This is a genomic window from Pseudomonas sp. MB-090624, assembly GCF_003205245.1.
In the GTDB taxonomy this organism is placed as follows: domain Bacteria; phylum Pseudomonadota; class Gammaproteobacteria; order Pseudomonadales; family Pseudomonadaceae; genus Aquipseudomonas; species Aquipseudomonas juntendi.
The window spans coordinates 54,209-69,750 of the sequence record NZ_QJRK01000038.1 but is presented as its reverse complement, the minus strand read 5'-3'; the positions used below and the strand labels follow the sequence as shown (position 1 = coordinate 69,750).

Genomic DNA, 15,542 nt, shown 5'->3' with positions numbered 1-15,542 from the left:
ACCAAGGCGTTCGCGCGCGAATCCCACAGGAATAATTGGCCCGAAACAAACGTAGGAGCGAGCGCAGCTCGCGATGCGCCGCGCGGGCGGCGCTCGCTCTAACAGGCGCTGCCATACCTTGTGGCAAACACTTGTCAGCCCTAAGGCGATCCCTGTGGGAGCTGGCTTGCCGGCGATGGGCCGCAAGGCGGCCCCGGTTCATTCAGGCGTATTGATACCCGCCTGCCACGCCTGCCTACACCCTAAGTCTTGCCCCCCCGACCCCAGCAGGTCCCAAGACCAAATCACCGCGCCACACCCTCCGCCCCAAAGCACCCGCCAACCCACGCCAAAGCAGCGTTCCGGGTGGCCTGCCGGCTTCTGATAATCGCCTCCGACATCCTGTCCCCCGTTTGGAGCGCGCCATGCACAACAACAAAAAGCACCTGCCGCCTCGTTTTCTCGCTGCTGCCTTCGCCAGTGTTTCCGCCTTGGGCCTGAGCGGTGCCGCCGAGGCCGAGATCATGCTGTACGACAAGGACCAGACGACATTCTCTACCGATGGCTACATCAACGCCTTCTATGTCAACAGCAAGGTCGACCGCGAGGGCGAGCAGTTCGACCGGCGCTAGTCGCGGGTGAAGATGGGCTTTTTGCCCAACTACATCGGTTTCAACATGGGCAAGCAGGTAGACGACCTGAAACTCGGCGCGCGGGCGTCGTTCTGGGTCACCATCAACGACAGCGAAACCAACGGCACCGATACCGCCATCGACGTGCGCCAGTTCTACGGCACGGTGGCCAACCCTGAGTGGGGCGAAGTGCTGATCGGCAAGGACTTTGGCCTGTTCGCGCGCTCCAACATCCTGCTGGACGAGCTGCTGGCCGGTTATGGCCAGGTCAGTGACACGCTGGGCCTGGTGGATGGCGGCGGGGTGTCGTTCGGCAACATCGGCAGCGGTTACCCCTATCCGTTTCCCACCTCGCAGATCACCTACCGCACGCCGGTGATGGACGGCCTGCGCGTGGCGGTGGGCATCATGGACCCCGTGGATACCAACGACAGCAGCCCGACCGGCAAGGCCTACCAGGAAAACCCACGCACAGAGAGCGAAATCACCTACCAGTTCGACCTGGCGGGGGCGCAGATCTACAGCTGGGTCAACGGTAGCTACCAGACCTCGGACAACACCGACTCGACGGTCCAGTCCGTCACCTCCAAGGGGGTCGGCTATGGGGTGCAGGCCAAGCTGGGCGGCTGGTCATTGACCGGCTCTGGGTTCCAGGCCAAGGGCATCAACCCCTTCTTCACGAATAACGCGGGCGAGCCGGTGTTGCGTAATGTGGACAGCGACGGCTACCTGTTACAGGGCTCCTACAAGTTCGGCAAAAACCGCGTGGCGCTGTCGTATGGCAAGACCAAGGACGATGGCAACGGTGCGGTGGGCAGCGGTGCCGACTACAAGACCCGTGGGATGGCGTTGTTCCATGACGTCAACGACAACCTCAAGCTGGTGGCCGAGTACAACCAGTTCTCCATCGATGGGCATGAGGGCAGTGCGCAGAACGAAGACACCGATACCTTGGCTGTGGGCGCGGTGCTGACCTGGTAAGCACGGGGCGGCAAGGCAGGCGCAGGTGAAGCTGGCATTTACACCCTTGGAACCGCCCACCCGCTACCCAAGTAGCATTCGCCCCACGTACCCGGCTTCGTACACTGCACCTTCAGCCGCCCTGCGCCGGAGACTTTGATGCAACAGGCCCTCAACGACGGTGTGCTCAGCGCCATGTCCCAGGCCACCGATGCCCGGTTGGCCGCCCAGGACCTAGCGCGACAGCTCCTGCACCCCCACCTGGGCCTGGTGCTGTTTTTCTGTTCTGCCGAATACAACCTGCAGGAACTGGCCCAGGCGTTGGAACAGGGGTTTGGCGGCATCCGCCTGGTGGGCTGCACCAGTGCCGGCGAAATCACCCCGCAGGGGTACGGCCGCAACTGCGTGACCGCGCTGGGCTTCGATCACCGGCACTTTTCCATCGCCACCGGGCTGATCGACGAAATGGAGCACTTCAGCCTCATCGATGCGCAACAGATGGTCGAGCGGCTGGTCGGCACCTGCCGCAGTAATTCGTTGGCGCCGATCAAAGGCCACAGCTTTGCCCTGACCCTGCTCGACGGGCTGTCCAGCCGGGAGGAGATGGTCCTCGCTGCCCTGAGCGCGGCGTTGGGCGACATCCCGCACTTCGGCGGTTCGGCCGGCGACGACAACTACCTCAACCGCACGCATGTCTACCACGGCGGCGCCTTCCACAGCGGCGCAGCGGTGGTGGTGCTGGTCAACACCTGGCTCGACTTCGAAGTGTTCACTACCCATCACATCCAGCCGCGCCAGGAAAAACTGGTGGTCACTGGCGCCGACAGCGGCCAGCGCCGGGTATTCGAGCTGAATGCCGAACCCGCTGCCGAGGAATATGCCCGGCTCATCGGTGTGCCGGTGGCGGCGCTCGATTACCGGGTGTTCGCCGCGCACCCGTTGGCCGTGCGCATTCACGACCAGTACTACATGCGCGCCGTCCAGCGTGTGCACGATGACTTGAGCCTGAGTTTCTACTGTGCCGTGGAGAACGGCATCGTGCTCACGGCCATGACCCCAGGGCCGTTGCTGCCGAACCTGCATGAGCTGTTCGACGGCCTGCACCAGCGCCTGGGCCCGCTGTTGTTGACCATTGGTTGCGACTGCTTCCTGCGGCGTCTGGAACTGGAGGGGCAACACAGCCTGGAACTGGTGGGGGCGTTTCTGCGCGAGCAACGGGTGATCGGGTTCAACACCTACGGAGAACAGTTCAATGGCATGCATATCAACCAGACCTTCACCGGCGTCGCCATTGCCCGCAACCGGCCTCCTGTCGGTCGCTGACCTGCAGGCCGAGGTGGCCCGGCTGCAGCAGCAGAACCACAAGCTGCAGCGCATCAATGGTGCGCTGATCGAACGTGTCGAGTCCGGGGTCACCCGCGGCAATGACCCGTACGCGGCGTTTCAGCATTCGGTGGTGCTGGCCGAGCAGGTGCGCGAGCGCACCGATGCGCTGAGCCAGGCCATGGCCGAGCTGAAGGCGGTGAACCACCTGCTCAGCGAGGCCCGGCAGCGGGCCGAGACCGCGCACCAGCACCAGATTCGCCTGATCACCGACAACGTTCCGGCGTTGATCGCCTACCTCAATGCCGACCTGGTCTATGAATTCACCAACAAGGTGTATGAAGAGTGGTACTGCTGGCCGCGTGGCGTGATGCTGGGGCAAAGCCTGCGCGAGGCCCACAGCGAACAGCATTACCAACGCCTTGAGGCCTATGTGACGCGGGCGTTGGCGGGCGAGAGCGTGACCTTCGAGTTTGCCGAAACCAACATCAAGGGCCAGGAGCGCTACATGCTGCGTTCCTATGTCCCCAACCGCCTGGCCAGCGGCGAGGTGGTGGGTATCTTCGTGTTGATCCGCGATATCACCGAGCGGCGCAATACCGCGCAGGCATTGCACCAGGCTTATCAGCACCTGGAGCAGCGGGTGCGTGAGCGCACGGCGGAGCTGACCAGCCTCAACGACCAGTTGCTGCGGGAAATCGAAGAGCGCAGCCAGGCGCAAGCGCGGCTGCGCGAAGCCAAGCGCGAGGCCGAACAGGCCAACCTGTCGAAAACCAAGTTTCTGGCTGCGGTCAGCCATGATTTGCTGCAACCGCTGAATGCGGCGCGGCTGTTCACCAGCGCGTTGCTGGAAAGCCGCGAACCGCAGCACAGTGCCCAGTTGGTCCGCAATGTCAGCAACTCGCTGGAGGATGTGGAGAGCCTGCTGGGCACCCTGGTCGACATTTCCAAACTTGATGCGGGCGTGATCAAGGCCGATATCGCGCCTTTCGCGCTCAGCGAGCTGCTGGACAACCTGGCGGCCGAATATGCCCAGGTCGCGCGTAGCGAGGGCCTGGCCCTGCATTTCGTGGGGTGTTCGGCGGTGGTGCGCAGTGATATCCAGCTGTTGGCGCGCATTCTGCGCAACCTGCTCAGCAATGCCATCCGTTACACCCGCAGCGGGCGGGTGGTGCTGGGTTGCCGGCGCCTGCGTGGCGGCTTGCGGATCGAGGTGTGGGACAGCGGCATCGGCATCGCCGAAGAACACCTGGAGGAAATGTTCCAGGAGTTCCGGCGCGGTGATGTGCAGCGCCCTGAGCAGGATCGCGGGCTGGGCCTGGGCCTGGCGATCGTGGAGAAGATCGCCGGTATCCTGGGCCATCGCATCCGCGTGCGGTCATGGCTTGGCAAGGGATCGGTGTTTGCCGTCGAGGTCCCGTTGAGCACCGTTGCGCCCAAGGCGCAGCCGAGCCAGGCCGCGTGCGAGCCGATGTTCGAACGCCTGCGTGGGGCGCAAGTCTGGGTGCTGGACAACGATGCGGCCATTTGTGCCGGCATGCGCACGCTGCTCGAAGGCTGGGGGTGCAAGGTGATCACCGCGCTGTCGGAGGAAGACCTGGCGCGCCAGGTGGACAATTACCACGCCGAGGCCAACCTGCTGATTGCCGACTACCACCTGGACAATGACTGCAACGGCCTCGACGCGGTGGCGCGGATCAATGCCCGCCGCACCCAGCCGCTCCCGGCGCTGATGATCACGGCCAACTACAGCAACGACCTCAAGCAGCAGATCCGTGAGCTGGGCCATACCCTGATGCACAAGCCAGTGCGGCCGTTGAAATTGAAGACTGCAATGAGCCATTTGCTGGGCACCCAAGGCTAGGGCCGGGTGTGCTATGGGGGCTGCAACGCGGCCCCCATGAAGCTGGAGCCGGTCAGCGCCGCAGGTAGTCGGCGAAGTCGATATCGCCCGCACTGAGAATGGCTTGCACGCGGTTGTGCACATTGAGCTTGCGCAAGATTGCCGACACATGCGCCTTGACCGTGGTCTCGGCGATATCCAGGGTGTAGGCAATCTGCTTGTTCGATTCCCCCTTGGTCATGCGTTCCAGTACCAGCAACTGCTTGCGGGTCAAGGCTTGGAGCATTTCTGGCGGGAAGCTCGGCGCATCGTTCTGGCGCCGGCCGGTGCTGCTTTTCTGCGCGCGGATGATGTCGGGCGGCAGGTAGACATTACCGTTGAGGATCTGCTCGATCGCCTCGATCATCTGTGCGCGCGGCGAGGACTTGGTGATGAAACCTACCGCGCCATAGGTGATGGCCTGCAGCACGATCTGTTTCTCCTGTTCGGCCGACACGATCACCACCGGCGTGGTCGGTGCTTCGTTGCGCAGGGTGATCAGGCCGTTGAGGCCGTGCATGCCGGGCATGTTCAGGTCGAGCAGGATCAGGTCGAGGTCGTCATGCGCCTGGGTCAGCGCCAGGGCGCTGTCCAGGTCGGCGGTTTCCATGACCTCGCTGCCTTGGAACCCATCGCTGATGACGTTGTGGATGGCTTCGCGAAACAGGGGGTGATCGTCGGCAATCAGAATTTTGTACATGGCCTTTTCACCTTGTTTTTATTGGATGGAGCAGGGCACGCAGTGGCAGTTGAACAGATCAGGGCAAAGGCACCGGTTGCGCCGGCTGCAGCGGCAGGTTGGCCTGCTGCCACGCGTCAACGCCGTCGCGGTACCAGTACAGGTTGTGGTAACCCAGGGCTTTAGCGCGTTTTACCGCGTTCCAGCTCAGCCAGCAATCGGCGCGGCAGTAGAACACCACAGGCTGGTCGGTGTGCCCGGCGGTGGCGCTTTGCAGGTTTTGCGCGAAGTACGCCTGCCAGGCCGGGCTCAGCTCGCCATCGCCGGTGTTGGCCAGCCACAGGCTGCCGGGAAGGTTGGCGTGCGGCTCGTCTTCGATGAAGCGGCCCTGCAGCCACTGGCGGCGGTACACGTCGATCAGTACCGGCCGCGGCTGCTGGCTGAGCAGGCGTTGCAATGTGGCGGTGTCTACCACCTGGCCGCCCTCGACCTGGGCCGGGGTCGGGCTGCGGTAAAGGGTGATGCGGTAACCGTCGGCAGAGAACAGCGGCGCCGTGTCGGCCTGGGCGGTGCCCAGCGTCAGGCTCAGTGAAAGTGCCGCCAGCAAGGGGCGTGGCAGCCGGGGCAGGGCATGTGGCATGGGGTTCTTCCTTTTTGTTATGAACCCATTACATGCCAGTAGCGGTGCTTTGTGAATGCGACGATAGACAGTAAATGCAGTACTAAAGTAGTAGGTGGCTTAGCGCCGCCCGTCAGCCTGGGCCGCGCCAGGCCACAGGATCATCGCGGCTTGCGCAACGCTGCGTGCTGGGGGTTGAAGGTGGCGATCGCCAGCAGCGTGAACAGCACCGTCAAGCCCAGGCACACCGCCAGCGCCAACAGGTTCAGGCGCTGGTACAAGGCAAACCGCACCAGCTCCACGGCATGGGTGAACGGGTTCACCGCGCATAGCCAGTACAGCCACTCGCTGGCTTCGCGCATCTTCCACAGCGGGTACAGCGCCGAAGACAGGAAAAACAGCGGGAAAATCACGAAATTCATCACCCCGGCAAAGTTCTCCAGCTGGCGGATGGCGTTCGACAGCAGCAGCCCCAGGGCACTGAGCATGAACGCCACCAGCAGCAGCGCCGGCAGTGCCAGCAGCAACCCCACCGCCGGCGGTTGCACACCGTACACCCAGGCAATGGCGAGGAAAGCGTACACCTGCAGCAGGGAAATGAGCGAGGTCGCCAGCAACTTGCTGGCCAACAGGAACGCCCGCGGCAGGGGGCTGGTCAGCAGCACGCGCATGCTGCCCATTTCCCGGTCATAGACCATCGACAACGACCCTTGCATGCCGTTGAACAGCAGGATCATGCAGGCCAGCCCCGGGATGATGTACACCTCGTAGGGGATGTAGGTGTCGTACGGCTCGATGATGGCGATGCCCAGCGCTGCCCGAAAGCCAGCGGCGAACACCAGCAACCACAGCAACGGGCGCACCAGGGCACTGAGCAGGCGCGTGCGCTGCAATACGAAGCGCAGCCATTCGCGCAGCATGATGCCGTTGAAACACTGCCAGTAGGCGTTCATCGGGTGTGGGCTCCTGAAGGCTGCCGGGTCAGGTAGGCAAAGGCATGGTCCAGGTCGCCGCCGTGCTGCAGGCTCAGGGCATCGGCGGTACCGCTGGCCACCAGGCGCCCTTGATGGAGAATCAGCAGGTCGTCGCTGGGCTGCACTTCGTCCAGCAGGTGGGTGGTCCACAGCACACTCAACTGCTGCTCGCGGCACAGCTGCCGCACGTGCTGGTTGAGTGCCAGGCGGCTGGCCGGGTCGAGGCCGACGCTGGCCTCGTCGAGCAGCAGCAGGCGTGGCTCGTGCAGCAGCGCACGGGCGATTTCCACCCGTCGGCGGTGGCCGATATTCAGCTCGCGCACGCTGTGGTGGCGGCGCTCGCCCAGGCCCTGGCGCGCCAGCTCGGCCTCTACCCGCTGGTTGCCCTGGCGCCGTGACAGGCCATGCAGCGCGGCGTGGTAGCGCAGGTTCTGCTCCACGCTCAGGTCCAGGTCCAGGGTGCTCTGCTGGAACACCACGCCCATCTGCCGCAGCGCCGGGCGCGGGGTGTCGCGCAACGAGCAGCCGCACACCCGGATATCGCCGTGCTGCAGGTCGTACAGGCGGGTCAGCAGGGCGATCAGGGTCGACTTGCCGGCGCCATTGGGGCCCAGCAACGCGGCAAAACGGCCCGGTGCCAGGCTGAAACCGACCTGCCGCAGCGCCTCGCGCTGGCCGTAGGCGAAGCTCACATCGGCCACCTCGAGGGCGTTCATGGGGTGACCACCACGCCCCAAGGGTAGCGCCCGACTTTCACCGATTTGAGCACCTTGAGGTTCTGCGTATCGATTACCGATACATCGCCGCTGACCCCGTTGGTGGCCAGCAAGCGGCGCTGGTCGGGGGAGAACGCCAACTGCCAGACCCGCCGCCCGACCAGCAGGTAATCGAGCACCTCGTAGGTCTTGGCATCGATCACCGCCACATGGTTGGCCGGGCCCAGGGCGACGAAGGCATACTTGCCGTCCGCGCTGAGCTTGATGCCCACCGGCTGGACCTTGTCCGGGTGCACGCCCTTGATCTGGAAGTTCAGGGTTTTCAGCACCTGGCGCGTGGCAACGTCAAGGACGGTCACCGTGCCGCCGATTTCCGCCGAGGCCCACAGCCTGGAACCGTCCTGGCTGAATTCGACGAAGCGCGGGCGCTGGTCGACCAGGGTGCTGTCGGCCAGGGTCTGGGTGCTGGTGTCGATCCAGTGCAACATGTTGGTGGTTTCGCTGGTGTTGACCGCCCATTTGCCATCGGGGCTGACGGCCATGCCTTCAGGTTCGATACCGACATCGATCTGCCCCAGTACCTGGTCGGTCACGGTGTCGATCACGGTCACCAGCGCATCGTCTTCGTTGGAAACGTACAGCCAGCGGTCGTTGGGGTGCAGGGCGAACTGCTCGGGGTCCTTGCCAGAGGGCAGTTCCTTGATGATCTTGCGGGTGGCCACGTCCATCACCTGTACCCGGTCGGAATCGCTGGCGCAGATGTACAGCAGCTTGTTGTCATGCGACAGCAGCAGCCCCCGAGGGCGTTGCCCGACCGCAAGGGTTTCGGTGACCTCCAGGGTCTGCAGGTCGATCAGGCTGAGGCTGTTGTCCTTCTCGTTGGACACCCAGGCAGTGGCGGCCACCGCATGCCCGCAGGCCAGCGCCAGGGCGCCCGTCAGCAGGCTGGGGTAGAGCAGGGCGCGGGAAAGCAGAGGGCGGCGCATGGCGTATTCCTTATTGTTGTGGTTGTCGGCTCAGGGGTACGTGCAGGTCACTTCGGGCTTGTCGTAGCCCAGGCTGTCCATTTCGTTGAAGGGGTGCAGGAAGCCATCTTGTGGCGAGGTGCTGACCAGTGCGCGAGGCTGTACCAGCGCAATCGGTTGGCGCAGCTCGCCGTTCCAGGGCCGGTAGCTGAGCTTGCGGCCCTTGAAACCGTCCAGGGGCAGTTGCTCGCTGAGCAGCAGCTGTTGCAGCGCCCGTGGGTCGGCCTGGCGCAGTTTGCTGACCGCGCTGGCAATGCTGCGCACGGCCATCCAGGCGGCGAAGTCACGGTCGTTCATCCAGCGCCCGGCCTGGGCCTCGAAACGTTTTTGCAGTTGCGCCGCGCCGAAGGTTTCCACGGTCTTGTGCCAACCGGTGGGGGTCAACCCCTGGGTGCCCGCCACTGGCCGCGGGTACCAGGTCTGGTAGGGCAGGTATTCGCCAAAGTCACCGCGTTCGTCGGCCACCAGCACCACGTCGTATTCGGCGGTTTGCGTGAACAGCGGCATGTCGGCCTGGGCGCTGCGGCGCTGGTCGTTGTCGAAGGTCCAGGCTTTTTCCGCGACCAGCTGCACGCCGAAACGTTTCGCCGAGCGGCGCAGGGCGGCGGCGTAGGCCTGGTCATCTGCGGTCTGGCCGACCACCAGCAGCGCGCGTTGCCATTTGCGCAGCACCAGGAACTGCACCAGCGCATCGGCGAGCATTGCCCGGCCCGGCAGGCTGTGCAGCACGTTACCAAGGCACTGGCTACTGCGCAGGCTGTCGTCGGGGCTGCCGACATTGAACAGCAGGCTGTCGGGCAGCGCCGCGGCCAGCGCGCGCAGGCTGGTGGCCGGGGCGTTGACCACGAACAGGCGCAGGCCTCGGTCGTGTTGTGCTTGGGCCGCCTGCAACAGCGCCTCGGGGCTGTCCACGTTGGCGCGGGTCAGCTGGAACTGTTGCTTGAGAAAACGGCCGGTGCTGTTGCTGTCGACGATCGCCAGCTCGGCGCCTTTCAGGCCAGCGTCGGCCGGTTCGGGGATGATATTGGACAGCAGCGGGCCCGGGTCGGGCCGGTAGCCCAAATAGCCGATGCCCACGTGCAATAGGCCGTCGGCCTGGCCCGCAGCGGCCGACGCATGGGGCGCGGACAACACGGCGATCAGAGCCAGCAGGCAGAACAAGGCAAGGTGGGCAGGCTGGCGCATGACACACTCCACGGCAGATGGCGCCAGCATAGGAACCCCGCCGGGCGCGGGAAATATGCAGAAAGTAGCGCTCGGCCGGTACCAAGGTAGTAATTTCCCGCGCCACCTACGGTTTTACGATGGACCTCGGCACCCCTGAAGAGAGCTCCCATGCGCCTGTTCAACTTGTCTGCCCTGTGGCGCATCAACCTTTGGGTCACCGGCTGCTTCGCCCTGGTGACGGTGGCCTGTGCCGGGGTGCTGCTGCACCAGGCTGTGGCCGACGTGGAGCGTGAGCTGCAGTCTGCCGAAGCCGTGGTGACCTACCTTGCCGACACTGCCGAGCGTGACCCGGCCAGTTTGCAGCCGGGCCTGACCCAGAACCTGCGCCATGTGCGGGTGCATTGGCTGGCAGCTGGCGATGCCGCCCTGTTGCCGGGGGATGCCGGTGTGGATGCCTGGCTGGGCCGCCAGCTGTTCGGTCAACACCACCCAGGTGGCCGTTTACTGACACTGAGCGATGGTCGGCGGGTGCTGATTGCCGTGGATGCCCGCGATGAAATCGACGAAGTCTGGGAGTCGCTGGTGCAATTGCTGAGCTTGTGCGGCCTGGCGCTGGTATTGAGCCTGGTGACCATCCGTTGGGCGGTCGGGCGGGCCATGGGGCTGCTGGCTGAATTGCTGGGGGCGCTGCGGCAGGTGTCGGCGGGGCACCTGGCCGTGCGTTTGCGCGAGGCCAACCTGCCGGAGGCACGCCAGTTGGCTGCGCACTTCAACGCGATGGTGGCGAACCTGGAGCAGGCCCGGGCCGACAATGCGCAACTGACCCAGGCCCTGCTGGCGGTGCAGGAGCAGGAGCGTACCCGGCTGGCGCAGGCCCTGCACGATGATCTTGGGCAATACCTGGCCGGTATCCGCGCCCAGGGCTGCCTGCTGCGCATGGCGGCCGACCAGCCCGCTGTGGTCAAGCAGACCACACAGCAACTGGAACTCAATTGCGAACATTTGCAGCAAGGGTTTCGTGCCCTGGTACAAGACCTGTATCCGGTGGCGCTGCAACACATGCCGCTGGCGCAGGCCATTGGCCTGCTGGTGAGCCAGTGGCAGGCCAGGCAGGGCATCGATTGCCGGCTGCGGGTTGGCGAGCATTTGCCAGACTTGCCCGCGCCGAGCAGGACGCACTTGTACCGGCTGCTGCAGGAGGCGTTGACCAATGTCGCCCGGCATGCCGGCGCCAGCCAGGTGCGGGTGCGCCTGCAGCGCAGCGCCAAGGGGTTGCGCTTGTTCGTGCGCGACAACGGGTGCGGCGCGCGCCAACCGCGCCGGCCTGGGGTTGGCCTGCACTCGATGGCCGAACGCGCGCGCAGCCTGGGGGGTGAATTACGCATTTTCAGCCGCCCGGGTGGCGGTTGGGCGTTGGCGCTGAACATCCCCAAGGAGGTGTGATGAATATCGTACTGGTCGACGACCATGCTGTGGTCCGCCAAGGCTATGCCAGCCTGCTGCGGGCGGTATTGCCAGACATCCAGGTGCGCGAAGCGGCCAGTGGCGAAGAGGCGCTGGCCCTGGTGCACGAGCAGGTGCCCAACCTGGTGGTCATGGACTTCGGCCTGCCGGGCATCAGCGGCCTGGAAGCCACCCGCCGGCTGCGTCAGCGCCTGCCCCAGCTGCGTGTGCTGTTCTTCAGCATGCACGACGAGTTGCCCCTGGTGCGGCAGGCGCTGGAGGCCGGGGCGTCGGGCTACCTGACCAAGAATTCGGCGCCCGAGGTGCTGATCGAGGCGGTGCAGCGTGTATTGGCCGGGCATGCCTACATTGAACAGCCGCTGGCCACGCAATTGGCCTGCACCACCCCGCACAATGAAAGCGACCCGCGCCTGCAGCGCATGACCCAGCGCGAGCTGGAGATTTTCGTCATGCTTGCCAAGGGCACCCCGGCGCGGCTGATTGCCGAGCAGCTGTGCATCAGTGGCAAGACCGTGTCCAACCATTTGACCTTGCTCAAGAGCAAGCTGCAGGTCAGCTCGCATGCCGAGCTGGTGCACCTGGGGATTGACTTGGGGCTGGTGCGGGTAGCGGGGTAGGCCTTGTGTCGCGATGGGCTGCCTGTAGGAGCGGCCTTGTGTCGCGATGGGCTGCAAAGCAGCCCCAGGGTTTCAGCATGGTGCACAAATTGCCGGGGCTGCTTTGCAGCCCATCGCGACACAAGGCCGCTCCTACAGGCAGGCGCAATCAGTCATTTGTCCCAGGTTTCGGGGCAGCCTGTGCATCCCTCCATGTTGGCCTCCTGGAAATTCCCGTAATGCTGCCGTGCCCCGCGCAGGTCGGCGCGCGCCAGGTTGCTCTGGCCGAACTTGGCCTCCTGCAGGTTGGCATCGGTCAGCCTGGCCTCCTGCAGGTCGGCCTTGCTGAGCCAGGCCATTTCGAGGTCCGCAGCCTGCAGGTTGGCTTTGTGCAACTTGGCCCCGGACAACCGGGCGAACTGCAGATAGGCCGCGCTGAGGTCGGCGTTCTCGAACTGCGCGCCTTGGGCGAACAGGCCCCAGCCCTGAATGGCCACCAGGTGGCTATTGCTCAGGTCGGCCAGGCGCAGGTTGCTCTGCTGCAGGCTGGCGCGGGTCAGGTTGGCGCCTTGCAGGCGGGCTTTTTCCAGGTTGGCCAGGTCCAGTTGGGCGTGGCGCAGGTCGGCGTCGCGCAAGTCGGCGCCGGCCAGGTTCATCTTGCGCAGGTCCTGGTTGGCCAGGTTGGCGCCGCGCAGGTTGGCACCCGGGCACTGGCTGCCTTCGGCGATGACGCAGCCGTTGATGGTCAGTGGGGCGTCGTCGCCAGCGTCTTCGGCATGTGCGGCCAGGGCAGGCGAGAGCGCCAACAACAGGGCAATGGGCAGGTAGTTCATGGCGAATGGCTCTCGTGGGTGTAAGCACCAGGGGAAGGGGCCGCAACGCGGCCCCGGGTATACGCCACCTCAGGCGATCACCGCTGGGCGGTCTTGTTGTCCCAGCTCGGGATCTTGAACACCCAGAACGAGCCACCCTGGGCAACGGGCTTGGTCAGTTCGGCCATGTCGCCACCCCACAGCGGCACCGCACCGCCGTAGCCGACCGTCACGCCGATGTACTGCTCGCCATCCTGCTCCCAGGTGATGGGCGGGGACACGATGCCGCTGCCGGTCTGGAACTTCCACAGCTCCTTGCCCGTCTTGGCGTCGAAGGCCTTGAAGAAACCATCGCCGGTGCCGGTGAACACCAGGTTGCCCTTGGTTGCCAGCACGCCTGCCCACAGTGGCAGGTGCTCTTTGTGTTCCCACACCAGTTTGCCGGTGGTCGGATCCATCGCACGCAAAGTGCCGACGTGGTCGTCGTACATGCGCTTGATGCGGAAGCCCATGCCGAGGTAGGCCGAGCCTTTCTTGTAGTTCACTTCCTCGGTCCAGTATTCCTCCTTCCACTGGTTGCCGGGGATGTAGAACAGGCCGGTGTCCTGGCTGTAGGCCATGGGGTTCCAGTTCTTGCCGCCGAGGAATGGCGGTGAAACCTCGACTGGCTTGCCTTTGGTTTCACCCGGCAGCGGCTTGGCCGGGCGCTGGCCGGGGTTTTCCACCGGGCGCCCGGTCTTCAGGTCGATATGGCTGGCCCAGGTGATGTTGTCGACGAAGGGGAAGGCGTTCTGCAACTTGCCATTGTTGCGGTCGACCACATAGAAGAAGCCGTTGCGGTCGGCGTGGCCGGTGGCCTTGACCACCTTGCCGTCCTTGCCTTTGTAGTCGAACAGCACCAGTTCGTTGTTGCCGGAGAAGTCCCAGGCGTCGTTGGGGGTGTGCTGGTAGAACCACTTGACCTCGCCGGTGCTCGGGTCTACACCGACCTGGCCGGAGGTATACAGGCTGTCGTAGTCGTGCGGGTTGCCGTCTTTCGAGGTACGCGCCCAGGTGTTCCAAGGCCCCGGGTTGCCCGCCCCGACGATGATGGTATTGGTTTCCGGATCGAAGCTGGCGCTTTGCCAAGGGGCGCCGCCACCATGGCTCCAGGCTTCGACCTTGCCCGTTTCGGTGGTGGGGTCGTCTGGCCAGGACGGTGCCTTGACGTCGCCGGTCGGGGTGCTGTCCTTGCCGTTCAGGCGGCCCATGTGGCCCTCGACGAAAGGCCGCATCCACACTTCTTCCCCGGTGTCCGGGTCGCGTGCGAACAATTGCCCGACCACGCCGAATTCATCCCCCGAGCTGCCGTGGATCAGCAGGACCTTGCCAGTGGTCTTGTCCTTGATCAGCACCGGCGCGCCGGTCATGGTGTAGCCGGCACTGTGGTCGCCGAACTTCTTGTTCCAGACCACCTTGCCGGTGTGTTTGTCCAGGGCCACGACCCGCGCGTCGAGGGTGCCGAAGTAGATCTTGTCGCCGTAGATGGCGGCGCCCCGGTTGACCACGTCGCAGCAGGGGCGAATGTTGTCGGGCAGGCGGTGGTTATAGGTCCACAGGCGTTTGCCGGTCTTGGCATCGAGGGCAAATACCCGTGAGTACGACCCTGTCACATAGACCACACCGTCGCTGACGATGGCCTGCGATTCCTGGCCGCGCTGCTTCTCGTCGCCGAACGAGTAGGACCACGCCGGGGTGAGCTTGAACACGTTCTTGTCGTTGACCTGGGCCAACGGGCTCCAGCGCTGGGCATTGGTGCCCATGCCGTACTGCAGCACGTCGTTGGTGGTGAGGTGGTCGTTGGCGATGTCTTCCCAGGTGACGTTCTTGGTGGCAGTTGCCGCAGGGGGGGTGGCCGCTGTTGCCACGCTGCCCAAGGCCAGGCTACCGGCCATCAGCAGCACGCGCACGCTCAAGGCCAGCGGGGAAAGGGCGGGTAGCGATCTTATTGTCATGGTTGCAGTTCCCAGTGGAGGTTTTGGCCTGCACAGGGTGGGCCGCCGGGGCGCTCGCCGGATACGGAAAAAATCCCGCCATTGCCGGGAAGAGTTCCCGGTCGGCACCTCATTTGGCCGTTCGCCACAAGCCCTACTACCAAGGGAGTAAGGCGCGACCACCAAAGCAGCATTCGGCCGTATGCCGGGTGTTTTTAAGATGGCGACACGGCCTCTGTGGTTGAGGCTTTGCGTGCAATGGTGAGGGCATAACAATGACAACAAAACGCAATATGTGGCTTGCTGCAGGCTTGTTGGCCGGCGCGGTAATGACCGGTACGGCCTGGGCCCATGGCAATGTAGTCCCACAGGCGGTAGAGACCAAGGGGCTGACCCCGGTCAAGGACGCTGGGGTTAGCCTGGACGCAGACGGCTGGGCGGCGGTCAACCCTTACCGTAGCTCGCCGGAACACGACAAGGCAGTCGAGATCGGCGCCTCGGCCTATAACCAGAACTGCGCGGCCTGCCATGGCCTGGAAGCCAAGTCTGGCGGCATTGCCCCGGACCTGCGGCTGCTCGATGTCGGCGACGCCGGCGATGAATGGTTCGTCGAGCGTGTGCGCCATGGCGCGGTGCGCGACGGCCGCGTGTACATGCCGAAAATGGCCGACTACCTGAGCCAGGAGGCCTTGTGGGCGGTGCGCACATACCTGGACAGCGTGCACGTCGAGGAGTAACGGC

Annotated in this window: 13 protein-coding genes and 1 pseudogene; 6 read left to right on the top strand and 8 right to left on the bottom strand. The window is 64.6% G+C overall.

The genetic code is table 11. From position 1 onward, the window contains the following. Window positions 1-404: 404 nt before the first annotated feature. From DMX12_RS20515 to DMX12_RS20505, 3 genes and pseudogenes are all read left to right on the top strand, one after another. A pseudogene (locus DMX12_RS20515) lies at window positions 405-1,592 on the top strand (porin). A gap of 138 nt (window positions 1,593-1,730) precedes the next feature. Next, window positions 1,731-2,894 carry a nitric oxide-sensing protein NosP gene (gene nosP / locus DMX12_RS20510; RefSeq protein WP_009681767.1) on the top strand — a complete coding sequence of 388 codons (1,164 nt, stop codon included), beginning with the start codon at window positions 1,731-1,733 and terminating at the stop codon, window positions 2,892-2,894. Further along, the gene (locus tag DMX12_RS20505) at window positions 2,863-4,758 is read left to right on the top strand and encodes a NahK/ErcS family hybrid sensor histidine kinase/response regulator (protein ID WP_110679316.1); all 1,896 of its coding nucleotides are present in this window, start codon (window positions 2,863-2,865) and stop codon (window positions 4,756-4,758) included. The genes nosP and DMX12_RS20505 overlap by 32 nt, the downstream gene beginning before the upstream one ends. A gap of 52 nt (window positions 4,759-4,810) precedes the next feature. Here the strand turns inward: DMX12_RS20505 and DMX12_RS20500 are convergent, their stop codons facing one another. From DMX12_RS20500 to DMX12_RS20475, 6 genes are all read right to left on the bottom strand, one after another. Beyond that, window positions 4,811-5,476 carry a response regulator transcription factor gene (locus DMX12_RS20500; RefSeq protein WP_009681769.1) on the bottom strand — a complete coding sequence of 222 codons (666 nt, stop codon included), beginning with the start codon at window positions 5,474-5,476 and terminating at the stop codon, window positions 4,811-4,813. A gap of 58 nt (window positions 5,477-5,534) precedes the next feature. Beyond that, on the bottom strand, window positions 5,535-6,095 hold the full coding sequence (locus DMX12_RS20495) for a PQQ-dependent catabolism-associated CXXCW motif protein (protein ID WP_110679315.1): 561 nt from the start codon (window positions 6,093-6,095) through the stop codon (window positions 5,535-5,537). 140 nt (window positions 6,096-6,235) lie between these two features. Continuing rightward, window positions 6,236-7,027 carry an ABC transporter permease gene (locus DMX12_RS20490; protein WP_110679314.1) on the bottom strand — a complete coding sequence of 264 codons (792 nt, stop codon included), beginning with the start codon at window positions 7,025-7,027 and terminating at the stop codon, window positions 6,236-6,238. Beyond that, window positions 7,024-7,764 carry an ABC transporter ATP-binding protein gene (locus DMX12_RS20485; protein WP_110679313.1) on the bottom strand — a complete coding sequence of 247 codons (741 nt, stop codon included), beginning with the start codon at window positions 7,762-7,764 and terminating at the stop codon, window positions 7,024-7,026. The genes DMX12_RS20490 and DMX12_RS20485 overlap by 4 nt, the downstream gene beginning before the upstream one ends. Continuing rightward, window positions 7,761-8,750, bottom strand: coding sequence for a YVTN family beta-propeller repeat protein (locus DMX12_RS20480; RefSeq protein ID WP_110679312.1), 990 nt, complete (start codon window positions 8,748-8,750; stop codon window positions 7,761-7,763). The genes DMX12_RS20485 and DMX12_RS20480 overlap by 4 nt, the downstream gene beginning before the upstream one ends. A 30-nt stretch (window positions 8,751-8,780) precedes the next feature. After that, window positions 8,781-9,974, bottom strand: coding sequence for an ABC transporter substrate-binding protein (locus DMX12_RS20475; protein WP_110679311.1), 1,194 nt, complete (start codon window positions 9,972-9,974; stop codon window positions 8,781-8,783). Between the two features lie 150 nt (window positions 9,975-10,124). Between DMX12_RS20475 and DMX12_RS20470 the strand changes: the two genes are divergently transcribed. Next, complete coding sequence (locus DMX12_RS20470) at window positions 10,125-11,399, top strand: histidine kinase (RefSeq protein WP_110679310.1); 1,275 nt, start codon at window positions 10,125-10,127, stop codon at window positions 11,397-11,399. Continuing rightward, the gene (locus DMX12_RS20465) at window positions 11,399-12,037 is read left to right on the top strand and encodes a response regulator transcription factor (RefSeq protein WP_054913003.1); all 639 of its coding nucleotides are present in this window, start codon (window positions 11,399-11,401) and stop codon (window positions 12,035-12,037) included. Before DMX12_RS20470 ends, DMX12_RS20465 begins: the two co-directional genes overlap by 1 nt. A 152-nt stretch (window positions 12,038-12,189) precedes the next feature. Here the strand turns inward: DMX12_RS20465 and DMX12_RS20460 are convergent, their stop codons facing one another. Continuing rightward, complete coding sequence (locus DMX12_RS20460; protein WP_110679309.1) at window positions 12,190-12,849, bottom strand: pentapeptide repeat-containing protein; 660 nt, start codon at window positions 12,847-12,849, stop codon at window positions 12,190-12,192. A 77-nt stretch (window positions 12,850-12,926) separates the two neighbouring features. Further along, complete coding sequence (gene exaA / locus DMX12_RS20455; RefSeq protein ID WP_110679308.1) at window positions 12,927-14,822, bottom strand: quinoprotein ethanol dehydrogenase; 1,896 nt, start codon at window positions 14,820-14,822, stop codon at window positions 12,927-12,929. A gap of 254 nt (window positions 14,823-15,076) precedes the next feature. On the opposite strand from exaA, the gene pedF reads away from it, so the two are divergent. Further along, entirely contained in the window at window positions 15,077-15,538 is a 462-nt protein-coding gene (gene pedF, locus DMX12_RS20450; protein ID WP_110679307.1) for a cytochrome c-550 PedF, read from the top strand. Window positions 15,539-15,542 lie beyond the last annotated feature (4 nt).

Bases quoted from the DNA above. Each gene is read 5' to 3' on its own strand.
- nosP (WP_009681767.1), top strand. From the start codon at position 1,731: ATGCAACAGGCCCTCAACGACGGTGTGCTCAGCGCCATGTCCCAGGCC.
- DMX12_RS20500 (WP_009681769.1), bottom strand. From the start codon at position 5,476: ATGTACAAAATTCTGATTGCCGACGATCACCCCCTGTTTCGCGAAGCC.
- DMX12_RS20495 (WP_110679315.1), bottom strand. From the start codon at position 6,095: ATGCCACATGCCCTGCCCCGGCTGCCACGCCCCTTGCTGGCGGCACTT.
- DMX12_RS20490 (WP_110679314.1), bottom strand. From the start codon at position 7,027: ATGAACGCCTACTGGCAGTGTTTCAACGGCATCATGCTGCGCGAATGG.
- DMX12_RS20485 (WP_110679313.1), bottom strand. From the start codon at position 7,764: ATGAACGCCCTCGAGGTGGCCGATGTGAGCTTCGCCTACGGCCAGCGC.
- DMX12_RS20480 (WP_110679312.1), bottom strand. From the start codon at position 8,750: ATGCGCCGCCCTCTGCTTTCCCGCGCCCTGCTCTACCCCAGCCTGCTG.
- DMX12_RS20475 (WP_110679311.1), bottom strand. From the start codon at position 9,974: ATGCGCCAGCCTGCCCACCTTGCCTTGTTCTGCCTGCTGGCTCTGATC.
- DMX12_RS20470 (WP_110679310.1), top strand. From the start codon at position 10,125: ATGCGCCTGTTCAACTTGTCTGCCCTGTGGCGCATCAACCTTTGGGTC.
- DMX12_RS20465 (WP_054913003.1), top strand. From the start codon at position 11,399: ATGAATATCGTACTGGTCGACGACCATGCTGTGGTCCGCCAAGGCTAT.
- DMX12_RS20460 (WP_110679309.1), bottom strand. From the start codon at position 12,849: ATGAACTACCTGCCCATTGCCCTGTTGTTGGCGCTCTCGCCTGCCCTG.
- exaA (WP_110679308.1), bottom strand. From the start codon at position 14,822: ATGACAATAAGATCGCTACCCGCCCTTTCCCCGCTGGCCTTGAGCGTG.
- pedF (WP_110679307.1), top strand. From the start codon at position 15,077: ATGACAACAAAACGCAATATGTGGCTTGCTGCAGGCTTGTTGGCCGGC.